Genomic DNA, 13,407 nt, shown 5'->3' on the forward strand with positions numbered 1-13,407 from the left:
TGCGCTAATTCGTCTTTTATTAATGAGCTTTATCTCTTCATTCTGCATGACGAATTACCACGCTGTTGGGTTTCGCTGCGCTCTACCCAACCTACGCCAGACCTTCAAGCTTTATCTTGCTAATAGAAAACTCTGAAGTGCCTATGGCAGGGCTTTATTGTTTAAGGAGGCTCTGACCTAAACACCCACACCGCGCGGCTGAACGCTTACGGCTGAAAGCTCTGTGATGTGTTGGGTTTCGCTGCGCTCTACCCAACCTACGCCAGATCTCAAGCTTTACTCTTTCAACTTTACTCTCGCTAACTCGCAACTCTCGTTTATAACACTCATTCCCCTTGTTTTTGCTCTGCTTTGGCTAGTTGAATGTATTTTGTTTCGACTAGTTGTGAGAGGGGAACAAGTTCGAAGCCTTGTTGTTGTAGTTCTGGGAGGGCTTGTTGTAGAAAAGCAACGGTTTCTGGGTAGGGGTGGGCAATGGCGATTGCGTAGTTGAAGTGTTGAGCTTTGGTTTTTAGCTCTTCTAGTTGGTGTTGTAGCTGACTTTGGGTGACATTGTTATCAAGAAATACATGGCGAGATACATTTGCGACACCATACAGGTTAGCAACATTTTGTGCTTCACTTTGACTCGTTGTACGGCTGTCTAAGAAGTACAAACCACGTTTCTTTAATACTTCCATCGTCCATTTCATTGGCTCAGTAAGCTGTGTTAGCTCAGATCCCATGTGGTTATTGACCCCTTTTACTTGTGGTAAAGAGGCTAATGCATGGCCAAGGGTTGTTTGTAACTCTGACTTACTCATAGTATCGGTGAGCGCACCCGGACCAAGTGCTTTGGTTTTATCAAGCGCTTGCATGGGAACATGTAAAAGTAGTTCTTTATGAGTTCTACTGGCGCGTTCAGCAAATATTTGCGAATAGGGGGTATGGGGCAAGATCGAGAAGGTCACTTGCCCTGGTAAGTTTAATATTTCAAGATCGCGCTGATGGTTGCCTATATCATCAATTACTATGGCTATTTGCTTTGCTTGGCAGAATAGCGGTAGGCAACATACGGCGAGTAATAAGCCTTTTTTTAAGTTCACTTTTTGTAATTATTATATCCGTTGTGAGCATTTACTTACTGCATAATAACGAGCTGCTTTGCTGTAAGTTGCTTTTTGTCTTGTCTATCTAGAAGTGAGCTAAAAAGCGCCAATTCTTGGATATTTTTTATTATAACGCCTTGGTCAATTTCTGAAAGCATTGTTTGATTAATACTCACATCTGGAGTGATCCCCTTCCCATCGATAGATTGACCCAAAGGTGTGTAATAACGTGCTGTAGTCAGTTTTAATGCGGTATTACCGTTACCTAGAGGTATCAATGATTGCACTGAGCCTTTACCAAATGAAGTTTCGCCAATTAGCACCGCTCGTTGATTGTCTCTCAGTGCTGCTGCGAGTATTTCAGCTGCAGAGGCTGAGTTTTCGTTAATTAGCACGGCAATAGGAGCGCCACTGAGTATGTCGCCTTTATGGGCTTTAAACTTCTGATTAGCTTCATTAAAGCGGCCTTTGGTGGATACGATGGTGCCGTTATCTAAAAACAGATCTGCAACTTCAATCGCCCCTTGTAATGTACCGCCAGGGTTATCGCGTAAATCAATGATTAAACCTGAAAGAGGGAAGCTATTGGTGACCTGCATTTTTGCAAGCTCTCGAGCAACATCGTGCAATGTATGATTGTTAAATGCATTGATACTGATCAGTGCAACGCCTGTATCTGCTAAATGGCCACTCACACTTTCTAGGTTAATCTGTTGGCGCTTAACCGAGAAATTAAGCTCAGTATTTGTCTCTCTTTTAACAACTACATCAACGGCGTTCTCACCGCTTTGGCGAATCAACTTAGCCACTTCTTCGATGCTTTTGTCTAAAATAGGCTGTTGATTAATCGCAATAACTTCATCATTTACCTGAAGACCCGCAAGCGCCGCAGGTGAGTTATTAATAGTGTTAACAATATACACTCGACCCTCTTCAATTTTTACTTCTATACCGAGTCCTGTGTATCTACCATTAGTGCTACTGAAGATAGCATCGAGCTCAGTTTCGTCGAGATATTTTGAATATGGATCAAGGCGCTCGAATAACGCTTCGACTTGTAAGTTATCAGGTTGAGTTACAAATGCGTTTTGTAGCTTCAGATCATCAACATAATACGTATGAATATTAAATAGGATTTCGTTTAGTTGCTGATGCTGTAGTGATTGTAACGAGGGTTTTGCAACAACCTGAAACGATTGCAATATCAGGCATAGCAAGCTGACAAGTAATAGAAAAGACAGCTGAGTAAAAAACTTAGCTGGGGAAAAATGAGCATTGTAAGAGTAAGTTGTGTTTAGCATCAGCTGCTCCTCATAGAGTGCAGCTATTTAATCAATTAAATGCGTCTGCACCATTTTACAGGATTTACTGCGCGTCCTTTGTGGCGTATTTCAAAGTATAGACCAGGATCTGGTTGTCCGCCGCTTTGACCGACTAAAGCAATCGTTTCGCCTTCTCTAACAAGGTCGCCAACATCGCGAAGAAGGGTTTGAGCGTGACCATATAAGCTCATAAAGCCATCGCCATGATCAATAGCGATAACCCAGCCAAAGCCATTTAGCCAGTCAGCGTAAACCACTTGGCCGTTCTGTACGCTTTTAACATTACTGCCTTCTTTGGCGCTGATTAGTACGCCTTTCCAATCTATGTTGCCGTGCTTGCGTTGTCCAAAGCGGTGGCGTAATGCTCCTTTGGTTGGCCAGTCGAGTTTGCCCTTACTACTTTGTAAGCCTAGTAATTCAACTTTTTCGTTTCGTTCTTGTTCAAGCTCTTCAATGGCGGTGATCAGGGTTTGCTCATTTTCTTTTAAATAATCAATTGAGCTCTTCGTTTCTTTTAACGCTGACTGGAGTTTATTGAGGTTAGTTTTACGCTCTTGCTGTGCATTGACTAGAGCTTGCTGGCGTCTTTTTTGCTCATCATATAAGGCAACTAGACGTTGTTTGGTTTTTTCAAGCTCAGCTTGGTTGTCTGCAATTTCTTGCTGCAGTGCTTTGAGTTCTTCAATTTGCTCAATACGTGCTTTATTTAAGTAATTATAATAACTTAGTGTACGCTCAATTTTGGCTGTGTCTTGTTGGTTAAGCAACATCTTTGAATAGTCATGACTACCCGCCATATAGGCGCTTTTTAGTTGTGCAGCTAATAAGGTTTGGCGTTGTGCTTGCTGGGCTTTAAGTTGCTCAGCTTTAGCTTGTTGTTCGCGTTGTTGTTGCTCATTTTCTTTAACAGATTGGGCGGCAAGGTTTAATGCTTTGGCATTTTTGGCGATGTCGAGCTCATGGGCGCGCAGATCTTTACGCATTTGGGCAATGGACTTGCGTTGACCTTTAAGCTCAGCCTCTGTTTTTTGTAAAGCTGATTGAATGTCTGATAAGTCTTTTTTGGTTTGATCTTCATTAGCAACAACCGTAGTTGCTACTAATGAAGTCAGTATTAAACCAGTTTTAAGGAAGTGGTTAATACATTTACTCATAGCTTATTTCAGCGTCATGATTGGTTTACCAGTCATTTCACTTGGCTGCTCTAAGCCGAGTAGGTGAAGCATGGTTGGAGCCACGTCACTCAGTGTTTTACCATCATGTGGTGTCGCATCACGGCCAACATAGATAAATGGCACTGGCTCACTGGTGTGTGCGGTATGTGCTTGGCCCGTTGCTGGGTTAGCCATTTGTTCAGCATTACCATGATCGGCTGTAATAAGCGCTTCACCACCATGTTCTTCAAGTGCTGCAACTACACGACCAATACAATGATCAACTGCTTCACACGCTTTCACAGCAGCCTCAAATACACCTGAGTGGCCTACCATGTCTCCGTTAGGGTAGTTACAGATGATGGCATCGTATTTGCCGCTAGCGATTGCTTCAACAAGTTTATCGGTCAGCATTTCAGAGTTCATTTCTGGTTGCAGATCGTAGGTTGCTACTTGTGGTGATGGAATCAGTTCGCGAGTCTCACCAACAAATTCATCTTCACGACCACCACTAAAGAAAAAGGTCACGTGTGCGTATTTTTCTGTTTCAGAAATACGTAGCTGTGTTTTACCTTGTTTCTCTAACCATTCGCCTAATACATTTGTTAAAGGCTCCGGAGCAAACGCAATCGGCGCTTTAATGTCTGCTGCGTACTCTGTCATCATTACAAAAGCGCTTAACTTAGGTGATTTTTTCTTATCAAAACCACTGAAGTCAGCATCAACAAAGGCACGAGTCATTTCACGTGCTCGGTCTGCTCTGAAGTTAGCAAAGATAACAGTGTCGCCGTCATTGATCTCTGCAGCTGCTTGGCCTTCAGGTACAACCGTTGTTGCAGCCACGAACTCGTCGTTCTCGTCACGTGCATAAGCGGCTTCTAGTGCGGTTACACCGTCAGTGTAGCTGTATTCAGCAATGCCACTCACCATAACATCATAAGCAAGCTCGACACGATTCCAACGGTTATCACGGTCCATTGCATAATAACGACCAACAAGCGTGGCTAAACGGCCACAGCCAAGTTCAGCAAATACAGCTTCGATACGCTCAATTGAGGCTTTTGCACTACGTGGCGGTGTGTCTCGACCGTCTAAGAAACCGTGGAAGTAAACTTCTTTTGCACCGCGCTTAGCAGCTAGTTCGATTGTTGCAACAATGTGGTCTTCGTGACTATGAACGCCACCTGGGCTTAAAAGGCCCATGATATGCACGGCTTTGCCTGCATTTACAGCTTTATCGATATTATCAACAAGTGCAGGGTTACTATCGAACTCACCATCTTCAATGGCTTTAGTGATGCGAGTGAAATCTTGGTAAACGATTCGGCCAGCACCTAAATTTACGTGACCTACTTCAGAGTTACCCATTTGTCCTGCAGGTAAACCAACATCAAGTCCCGAACCTGAAATTAATGTATGTGGGCGGGTTGCCCAAAGGTTGTCGAGTACTGGGGTATTAGCAGCAAGTATGGCGTTACTTTCTGTGTCTTCACGGTATCCCCAACCGTCTAAGATCATTAATACCAATGGTTTTTTATGCTCTGTCATTATAGCTCCTGAAGATTGGCACTTATATATCACTAGCATACCGTGTTTTATGGTTTTGATCAGCTATCAATATGTCATATTAAAATATTTCACGCCCTAGCATTTTCAATTCAAGCACGTATACTTGCGTGGCAAATTTTAATTAACCCATGGCTATGCGCTGTGGTACCTAAATTTCTTAGTGGAAAACGCATGGATCAATATATTGAATTTATCTCGAATCATCCGGTTTTGAGCATTATCTGGTTGGCATTAGTTGCAATGCTGATCAGCAGTTGGTTTAAAAGTAAATTTTCGGCTATCCGTCAAATCAACCCACAGCAACTTACCTTGCTAATCAACCGTGATGATGGCCAAGTGATTGATATACGCTCACAAAAAGAGTTTAACTCTGGCCGTATTGCAGGCGCAACTCACTTAAATCCGGAAAAAGCAAAGCAATCTGATTTTTCAAGCCTTGAAAAGTTTAAGACGAAACCCATTATACTAGTATGTACCACGGGCATGACAGCCTCAGGTATCGCAACTGCAATGCATAAAGCAGGTTTTGAGCGTGTTTATGTATTAGCGGGCGGTATGGGCGCTTGGCAATCAGCTAGCTTACCAACAACGACCGGTCGTTAATAAGGCTCACTGCCCGATAGAGGAATTATTATGAGTAATGTTGTTCTTTACACAAAAGCATACTGCCCATTCTGCCAACGTGCTTTGGCGTTATTAGACAGTAAAGGTGTAGACTACACGAATATCGATATTGGTGTTCACCCTGAGCGTCGTGATGAAATGATCGACAAAGCAAATGGTGGTTACACAGTTCCGCAAATTTTCATTAATGATGAACATATCGGCGGTTGTGACGACATGATGGCAATTGAAGCGCAAGGCCTTTTAGACGCAAAGCTTAACGCTTAATAAATTTTAAATATAAAAACGAATACAAGTTAGGAATTACAATGAACGAAGAAAATCAAAACGCAGCAGCAGAACAAGCCGGCGCTCAATTCTCAATCCAACGCATCTACACAAAAGATGTTTCATTTGAGACGCCTAACTCACCTGCTATTTTCCAAAAAGAGTGGACTCCTGAAGTTAAGCTTGACTTAGATACTCGTTCTAACAAATTAGAAGAAGGTGTGTTTGAAGTTGTTCTTGCTTTAACAGTAACGGCTTCAATCGGTGAAGAAACTGCATTCCTATGTGAAATCCAACAAGCGGGTATTTTCACAATTGGTGAAGTTGAAGAAGTTCAACTTGCACACATGTTAGGTGCTTTCTGCCCGAACGTACTTTTCCCTTACGCACGTGAAGCAGTATCAAACCTAGTTAACCGTGGTACTTTCCCACAATTAAACTTAGCGCCAGTTAACTTCGACGCACTATTTGCTCAATACATGCAACAACGTGCAGCTCAAGATCAACAGGCAACTGCAGACGCATAAGCTATGAGTACAGCACAATCAGCTGTTACAGTATTAGGGGCGGGGTCATATGGCACCGCCCTTGCTATTTGCTTTGCCAGAAATGGCCACCCAGTTACTTTGTGGGGCCGCAATAGCGATGACGTTGCTACGCTTGCAGCTGAGCGAAAGAATCAACGTTATGTTCCAGATGTTAGCTTTCCTGAAACCCTCCAACTAGAAGCTGATTTAGAAACGGCAGTTAAAGCAAGCAAGATCATTTTGGTTGTTGTGCCGAGTCATGCTTTTGCTGGCACGCTGCAAAAAATCAAACCTTGGTTGTCAGAAGGTGCTGAGGTTGCATGGGCTACCAAAGGTTTAGAGCCAAATACAGGGCGTTTATTGCAAGAAGTAGCGGTACAAGAGCTAGGAGATGAGGTTCCTCTGGCTGTGCTTTCAGGACCTACGTTTGCCAAAGAAATGGCAATGGGTTTACCAACCGCTATTTCGGTATCGTCTACCTCTAAAGACTTTGCTAAGCAATTAGCTGACCTTTTACACTGTGGGCGCTCATTTAGGGTGTATAACAATGATGACTTTATTGGAATACAGCTTGGTGGTGCAGTTAAAAATGTCATTGCGATTGGCGCAGGTATGTCTGACGGTTTTGGCTTCGGTGCCAACGCACGTACTGCTTTAATCACTCGCGGTTTAGCTGAGCTATGCCGTTTAGGTTGTGCATTAGGTGCCCGTTCAGATACCTTTATGGGTATGGCCGGCCTTGGTGACTTGATCTTAACCTGTACAGATAACCAATCTCGTAACCGTCGCTTTGGCCTTGCTCTTGGCAAGGGTGAAGGCGTAGAAGCTGCGATTGAATCTATTGGTCAGGTTGTTGAAGGCTATAGAAATACCAAAGAAGTGTATTTACTTGCTGAGCGCACTGGTATCGAAATGCCAATAACGGAGCAAATTTACCAAGTGCTTTATGAAAATAAAGATGTAAAAGAAGCTGCGATGGCACTACTTGGTCGTGAGCAAAAATCTGAATAATTTAGATTGTGCACTTTTAAATAAAAAACGCGATTTATTAATCGCGTTTTTTATTTAAAGTATATTTCTAATCATTAGCTTGATTGTTGCTTTTTTAATTTTTCGTTAATAAATTCGATAACTTGCTCAGCTTTTAATGGCTTGCAGTAATAATAACCTTGTTGAAAATGACAGCCCATAATATGTAGCATGTAGGCTTGCTCTTCTGTTTCTACTCCTTCGGCGACCACATTAATATCTAAATATTTAGCTAGTCGTACTATGGTGGCGGTGATATTACGATCTTGGTCGTTTTTATCGATGTCTTTTACGAATGACTTGTCAACTTTTAGCGTATCAATAGGAAAGCGTTTTAAGTAACTGAGTGATGAATGACCGGTTCCAAAATCATCTAGTGCAATATGTACACCTAGTGATTTTATACGTTTCATTTGCTGCTCTGCAAACTCAGGGTTATCCATCATGGCGCTTTCTGTGATCTCGAGTTCTAAGCAATGTGCTGGGACGTCAAATTTAGCCAAATTATCAACGAGTGTTTCTATAAGACTACTTTGTTGAAAGTGTAGGGCTGAAATATTAATAGCTACATTACCAAACGAAATGTTTTGTTTTCGCCACTGTGCCAGTTGATTAAGTAGTTGTTCCATTAGTAATTGGGTAAGCGGAATAATGGCACCATTTTGTTCAGCCAGCGGAATGAACTCATCGGGGTTAATCACACTGCCATCTTCTTGTGGCCAGCGAACTAATGCTTCAAAGCCGTATAACTGATTATGCTGGGCATCAAACTTAGGCTGAAAATAAAGCTCAAACTCATTGTTGTTGATAGCTCTAAATAAAGCGCTTTCTTTGGTTAACTCGGTTGGGTCGAGTGTGTGGCGGTCTTTGTCAAAAAATTGATATGTATTATGGCCCATTTTCTTAGCATGATTCAAAGCACTGGTTGCGCTGCGCATTAAGTATTCACAGTTGTAGGCGTTGTCTGGATAGATAGCAAGGCCGCAACAGGCAGATAGCGAAGTCTCAAAACCATCCAACATAAAAGGGGTTTTGAATTGCTGCAGCACGATGTCTGCGGTCTTTTTGGCGAAGAATACCGTTTTACCTGAATAGAGATAGGGCGGCACAAGAATCGCGAATTCATCTGCGCCGAGTCTTGCAATGGTAAAAGCTGAGTTGAGTGCGCCAGTAAGACGGCAAGCAACTTCTTTTAATAAAACATCTCCAACAGTATGGCCCAAAGAGTCGTTTATTTTTTTGAAGTTATCTAGGTCGATAAATATGATTAGCAAGCTTGGGTATGTGTCGTTACAGGCTTTAATCGCTTTTTCGAGCGACTCTATAAAAATGGCGCGGTTTGATAAACCAGTGACAGTATCTTTGGTTGTAAGCTTGAGCATCGTGCGCTCGTTATTCTTACGGGCTGTTATATCTGAAAATACTCCGACATAGCGAACAGATTTTTTGAAAAAGCGTGAAGTCGTAATTTTAGTAATGGATAAATCAAGGGCGTAGGGTTTGCCATTTTTACGGACATTCCAAATTTCACCAGACCAATAGCCATCATCTATAAGCTCTTGCTTTATAATTGCTTCTAATTGTTGGTCACGGCCATTAGATGTATGTGCTTTAAATCGTTTACCGATGACATCATCCTCGCTAAAACCTGAGATTTCGCTAAATGTTCTATTAACCTCAATGATATTGAACTCATCATCAGTAACCCAGACAGCGTCTTTCGATTTTGAAAGTAACGCATCAACAAAAACCAATCTCTGTTTTTTACGCCGTAGAGCAATACTAATAATTATCACTACTGCAATGAGTAATAACAAGGTAAGTGCTGCGGTGATAACATAACTTGTTAAAGCAATCGGTGGGTTGGAAGTGAAAACTGTTGCAGCACTGGCAAAGTGCTGTAACAGTAAAATGATACAGCACACTAGGGTGAAAATACGCATTACTTTCCATCTAAAGTATTAAATCAGCCCTTTTAGATTAGTATATTAAAAAAGGTCGTGCTAAATAATTAGTGGATAATTTTAAATCACATTTTCAGTGCATTATTGACCGTTCACAAACCCTAATTGACGCCAAGATTCATAAACAAATACAGCCACTGAGTTAGATAAGTTCATGCTACGGCTGTCTTTTTGCATTGGAATGCGTACACGTTGCTCTTTCGGTAATGATTGAATGAGTTCATCAGGTAAGCCACGCGTTTCTGGCCCAAACACTAAACAATCGCCGGGCTGGTATTGCGCTTGATGATGAAATTGGCTGCCCTTTGTTGTGCAAGCATAGACTTTTTTTGGTTGGCACTTTTCAAGGTATGCTTCAAACGAGGCATGGCGCTGTACATGGCTAAACTCATGATAATCAAGGCCAGCTCGCTTTACACGTTTATCATCCCACTCAAAACCAAGTGGTTCAATTAGGTGTAACGCATAACCTGTGTTTGCGCATAAGCGAATGATATTACCCGTGTTTGGTGGAATTTCTGGTTGGTACAACACAATATCAAGCATGTGAATCTCATTTTAAAGGATTTGATCTGCTGCTGAGTATACACGAACTAGAAAGAAAAGATGATATACTCAATACAGTTACTCACTTAAGGTAAGTTGTTGTGCAGCATCGTAGTTACGAGTTTTGGGTTAAAACATCGAGTCTAGTCACCATTGTTATGGTGAGTTTAATGATTGCTGCAAAAAGCTGGGCATGGCTTGCATCTGGCTCGGCATCAATGTTGGGTTCTTTAACTGATTCGTTAATGGATATCACCGCATCACTGATGAGTTTTTTAGTGCTTGGTTATGCACTGCGTCCTGCTGATGACGATCATCGCTTTGGTCACGGTAAAGCCGAAGCATTAGCAGGGCTTGCACAAGCCGCTTTTATAGCAGGTTCTGGTTGTTTTTTAGCGTTTCATGGCATTGAGCGCTTATTTAATCCTGTAACTTTAAAGCATTCTGATCTTGGTATTTGGGTCAGTATTTTCGCTATTGTTTGTACGCTCGTGGTGGTGTTTGTGCAAACTAAGGTGATCAACCACACCGAATCCATTGCCATTAAAGCAGACTCGATTCATTATAAAGGCGATTTAATCTTAAATTTGGCTGTACTACTGGCAATTGTGTTAGCGAAGTACGGTGTTGCTTATGCCGATCCATTATTTGCTATAGGTGTGGCTGTTTATTTACTTTATAACAGTTGGGACATTGCTCGTGACAGTGCTGATCATTTAATGGATAAAGAGCTGCCAGATGAAGAAAAAGCAGAGATACTCGCCATTGTGAATAGTCATCAAGACGTATTTGGCGCCCATGATATTCGCACCCGCCAAGGTGGTAAAATTAAGTTTATTCAGATGCATTTAGAGCTGGAAGACTCTTTATCATTATTAAGAGCACATCAAGTTGCTGATGAAGTAGAAGCGTTAATTCAAACGCATTTTGCTTGCGAAATGGATATTTTAATGCACTTAGACCCACTTTCAGTAGTTAACAAAACACGTCAAAGTTCTGCACAAAATTGATAAAAATCACAGAGTACTGCTTGTCTGATCTCGTCGCGTTCACACAATAACTCGTGGCGAGCACCTGCGTAGCTTTTTATTTGTGCTTGCTTTTGTCTATGAGTAAGTGCAAATTGCGCAGCGTTATCGACTACGGTATCTTGCTCTGCGCTGGCGATAAACAAAGGAATATCGACTTTTTTATCCACTAAAGAGGCAATAAAATCAAACGACGCATTAAGCCAACCATAGGTGACGCCACCTAGTTGTAAATCACCTTCTGCTGCATACAGCTCTCTGAACAGCTTATATCGAATTTCACTACTGGTTAGTTCATTAGCTGCAAAGTCGACGGGTAAATAATCGCTTTGGCCAAATGCGTAACTGCGGCCAAGACCAAGTAAGGATGCAATTTTAGCAGCCAGTTTTGCTACAGGCTTTGGCGTGCCTTTAGTATAGATATCAAACATCGGCGCTGATAAAAAAGCCCCTGCAAATTGATGTTGATAACGCGACAGGTAATCATAGGCAATGGCACTGCCCATAGAGTGGCCAAGCAAAACCTGCTTTCCTTGCCAGTGTTGCTGCACCACTTTTTCTATAAATACAGCAAAGTCATTTGCGTAATCAGTAAAACGGTTTACATAGCCTTTATGAGTATTTTTTAAATGACGATAAGAGCGGCCTTGCCCCTGGTGATCAACACTAAAAACCGCAAAACCATTTTGATATAGCTCCCAAAGCAACTCTTTGTACTTAACTAGAGATTCTATGCGGCCAGTACTGATAACGATGGCCGTTTTTGCTTGCTGAGGAATAGCATAGCCGTAATAAAGCTTGCCATGAGCGGTGCTCAGAAAGTCTTGCTTTAATTGCTCAGAAAAAAACTGGTTAATATTAGGTAGGTTACTAACAAGACTTGCTTCGCTACTGTAAAACATTTACTCACTCTTAAATGGGAGACGGATGTTTACGCATAGTCCGCCATGTTCTTGGTTTTCAAGTGTTAGTGTACCATCATGTGCTGAGATAGCATTCTTTGCAATTGCAAGACCTAAGCCTGTGCCCCCAGTGTTTCTATCGCGAGCATGTTCTTGGCGAAAGAAAGGTTCACATAGCCTTGCAAGGTTCGCTTCATCAACCCCTTTACCATCATCACAAACAGTAATGTAAATAGCATCTGATTCAACTAAACCTATTGAGATTGAATGTTCTGCGTATTTAATGGCATTGCGAAGTACATTTTCAAGTGCGCTGGCAATTAAGGTTTCGTCACACTTCAAATCGGCCGTTAGTAAGCCATTTATAATAAGTTCTTTATTACTTTGCTTAGCTTCAAATTGAGCATCGTTAAGTACATGATCAACAATCACTTGTAAAGATTGTGTACTTAACGCTAGGGTTTGGCTTTTGGCCTCTAAGCGAGAAACTTGAAGGACATCGGCAATCATTTTATCGAGCTGATTAGCCTCTTTTTCAATACGCTCTAAATAAGCGTGTTGAGCGTCATCAGCTTGCATTTGTGCAAGCCCTGTGGCCATTTTTAAGCGCGTTAATGGTGAGCGTAGTTCATGGGAAATATCTGCTAGTAATCTTTTTTGCGCGCTAATAAGCTGCTCAAGTTGTACTGCCATGGTATTAAAGTCACGACCAAGTACACCTAACTCATCTTGACGAGTAGGGGATACATCGGCACGAGCTGTTAAATCGCCATGAGCTAGTTTTTTTGCGGTTTCTTTTAAACTATTAATGGGTGCAATTAAGTTGCGGCTAAAGAAGAAACTCAGCATCAAGGATGCAACTAACGCTATCAGTAGTTTAAGCCAAACTGGCATTAGCCATAGGCTGACAAAAAACGGTTTCTTGCGTTTTTCATCGATTTCATAAAGATAAAATTTACCTTCGGGTACATTTAAAGCTACCGGTCCATAAGCTTGGTATTCATCGGTAAAAATAATTTGCGGGCGCATATATTTGGTAAAGTTCAGCAAGCTTAAATCAATGTCTTTTGATACAGGCTCGCTAAGCATTTCAACACCATGCACCTCACCATTTAAGTACAATAACTTATGCTTAGATAAGCGCGGATGAGATAAAACCTCTTGAGTTGGTTTGCCGTGCTTAGCAACAATACGTTCAATACTTTTAGCAGTGTACTCTAGGTTCTTAAGCATGGGTCCACGCAGCTCATCGTTGCCGACATTGCTCGTTAATTGGCTTAAAAAAACCAATATTGTGATAGTCGCTATGACGGTAACCCAAAACCAGGCAAATATTTTTAAAAACAAATAATGGCGAGGATGCTTTAGCCAGCTTGGAGTTTGCATA

At 41.8% G+C, this 13,407-nt stretch carries 13 protein-coding genes; 5 read left to right on the top strand and 8 right to left on the bottom strand.

Annotated elements, in window-relative coordinates:
* Positions 1-326 precede the first annotated feature (326 nt).
* The 4 genes from BIZ38_RS10890 to gpmM are packed head-to-tail and all read right to left on the bottom strand — an operon-like array spanning position 327 to position 5,112.
* A complete protein-coding gene (locus BIZ38_RS10890; protein ID WP_187490263.1) occupies positions 327-1,085 on the bottom strand; it encodes a divergent polysaccharide deacetylase family protein in 759 nt (252 codons plus the stop codon).
* 35 nt (positions 1,086-1,120) lie between these two features.
* Entirely contained in the window at positions 1,121-2,389 is a 1,269-nt protein-coding gene (locus BIZ38_RS10895; RefSeq protein WP_138619038.1) for a S41 family peptidase, read from the bottom strand.
* Positions 2,390-2,424: 35 nt separating this feature from the next.
* Entirely contained in the window at positions 2,425-3,564 is a 1,140-nt protein-coding gene (locus tag BIZ38_RS10900; RefSeq protein WP_054550971.1) for a murein hydrolase activator EnvC family protein, read from the bottom strand.
* 3 nt (positions 3,565-3,567) lie between these two features.
* On the bottom strand, positions 3,568-5,112 hold the full coding sequence (gene gpmM / locus BIZ38_RS10905; RefSeq protein WP_054550972.1) for a 2,3-bisphosphoglycerate-independent phosphoglycerate mutase: 1,545 nt from the start codon (positions 5,110-5,112) through the stop codon (positions 3,568-3,570).
* Between the two features lie 192 nt (positions 5,113-5,304).
* Here gpmM and BIZ38_RS10910 point away from each other — a divergent pair, with 192 nt between their 5' ends.
* Genes BIZ38_RS10910 through gpsA form a run of 4 tightly spaced genes read left to right on the top strand, consistent with a single transcriptional unit; the run spans position 5,305 to position 7,562 of the window.
* Positions 5,305-5,736, top strand: a complete 432-nt coding sequence (locus tag BIZ38_RS10910) for a rhodanese-like domain-containing protein (protein ID WP_054551326.1) — start codon at positions 5,305-5,307, stop codon at positions 5,734-5,736.
* Between the two features lie 30 nt (positions 5,737-5,766).
* Complete coding sequence (gene grxC, locus BIZ38_RS10915) at positions 5,767-6,024, top strand: glutaredoxin 3 (protein ID WP_054550973.1); 258 nt, start codon at positions 5,767-5,769, stop codon at positions 6,022-6,024.
* A 41-nt stretch (positions 6,025-6,065) separates the two neighbouring features.
* Positions 6,066-6,551, top strand: coding sequence for a protein-export chaperone SecB (gene secB / locus BIZ38_RS10920; protein ID WP_054550974.1), 486 nt, complete (start codon positions 6,066-6,068; stop codon positions 6,549-6,551).
* 3 nt (positions 6,552-6,554) lie between these two features.
* Entirely contained in the window at positions 6,555-7,562 is a 1,008-nt protein-coding gene (gpsA, locus tag BIZ38_RS10925) for an NAD(P)H-dependent glycerol-3-phosphate dehydrogenase (RefSeq protein ID WP_187490264.1), read from the top strand.
* Positions 7,563-7,636: 74 nt separating this feature from the next.
* Here gpsA and BIZ38_RS10930 read toward each other — a convergent pair whose 3' ends face one another.
* Both BIZ38_RS10930 and trmL read right to left on the bottom strand, forming a co-directional pair.
* Positions 7,637-9,523 (bottom strand): putative bifunctional diguanylate cyclase/phosphodiesterase, encoded by a 1,887-nt coding sequence (locus tag BIZ38_RS10930; RefSeq protein ID WP_054550976.1) that lies wholly within the window; start codon positions 9,521-9,523, stop codon positions 7,637-7,639.
* A 102-nt stretch (positions 9,524-9,625) separates the two neighbouring features.
* Positions 9,626-10,090, bottom strand: a complete 465-nt coding sequence (trmL, locus tag BIZ38_RS10935; RefSeq protein ID WP_054550977.1) for a tRNA (uridine(34)/cytosine(34)/5-carboxymethylaminomethyluridine(34)-2'-O)-methyltransferase TrmL — start codon at positions 10,088-10,090, stop codon at positions 9,626-9,628.
* A gap of 101 nt (positions 10,091-10,191) precedes the next feature.
* Between trmL and BIZ38_RS10940 the strand changes: the two genes are divergently transcribed.
* Positions 10,192-11,100, top strand: coding sequence for a cation diffusion facilitator family transporter (locus BIZ38_RS10940; protein WP_187490265.1), 909 nt, complete (start codon positions 10,192-10,194; stop codon positions 11,098-11,100).
* Here BIZ38_RS10940 and BIZ38_RS10945 read toward each other — a convergent pair.
* Together BIZ38_RS10945 and BIZ38_RS10950 are read right to left on the bottom strand one after the other, a co-directional pair.
* The gene (locus tag BIZ38_RS10945) at positions 11,079-12,020 is read right to left on the bottom strand and encodes an alpha/beta fold hydrolase (protein ID WP_054550978.1); all 942 of its coding nucleotides are present in this window, start codon (positions 12,018-12,020) and stop codon (positions 11,079-11,081) included. The genes BIZ38_RS10940 and BIZ38_RS10945 overlap by 22 nt on opposite strands.
* Positions 12,021-13,406 carry an ATP-binding protein gene (locus tag BIZ38_RS10950; RefSeq protein ID WP_187490266.1) on the bottom strand — a complete coding sequence of 462 codons (1,386 nt, stop codon included), beginning with the start codon at positions 13,404-13,406 and terminating at the stop codon, positions 12,021-12,023.
* Between the last annotated feature and the right edge of the window lies 1 nt (position 13,407).

This window comes from Pseudoalteromonas sp. BZK2 (assembly GCF_014349195.1).
Classification (GTDB): Bacteria; Pseudomonadota; Gammaproteobacteria; order Enterobacterales; family Alteromonadaceae; genus Pseudoalteromonas; species Pseudoalteromonas simplex.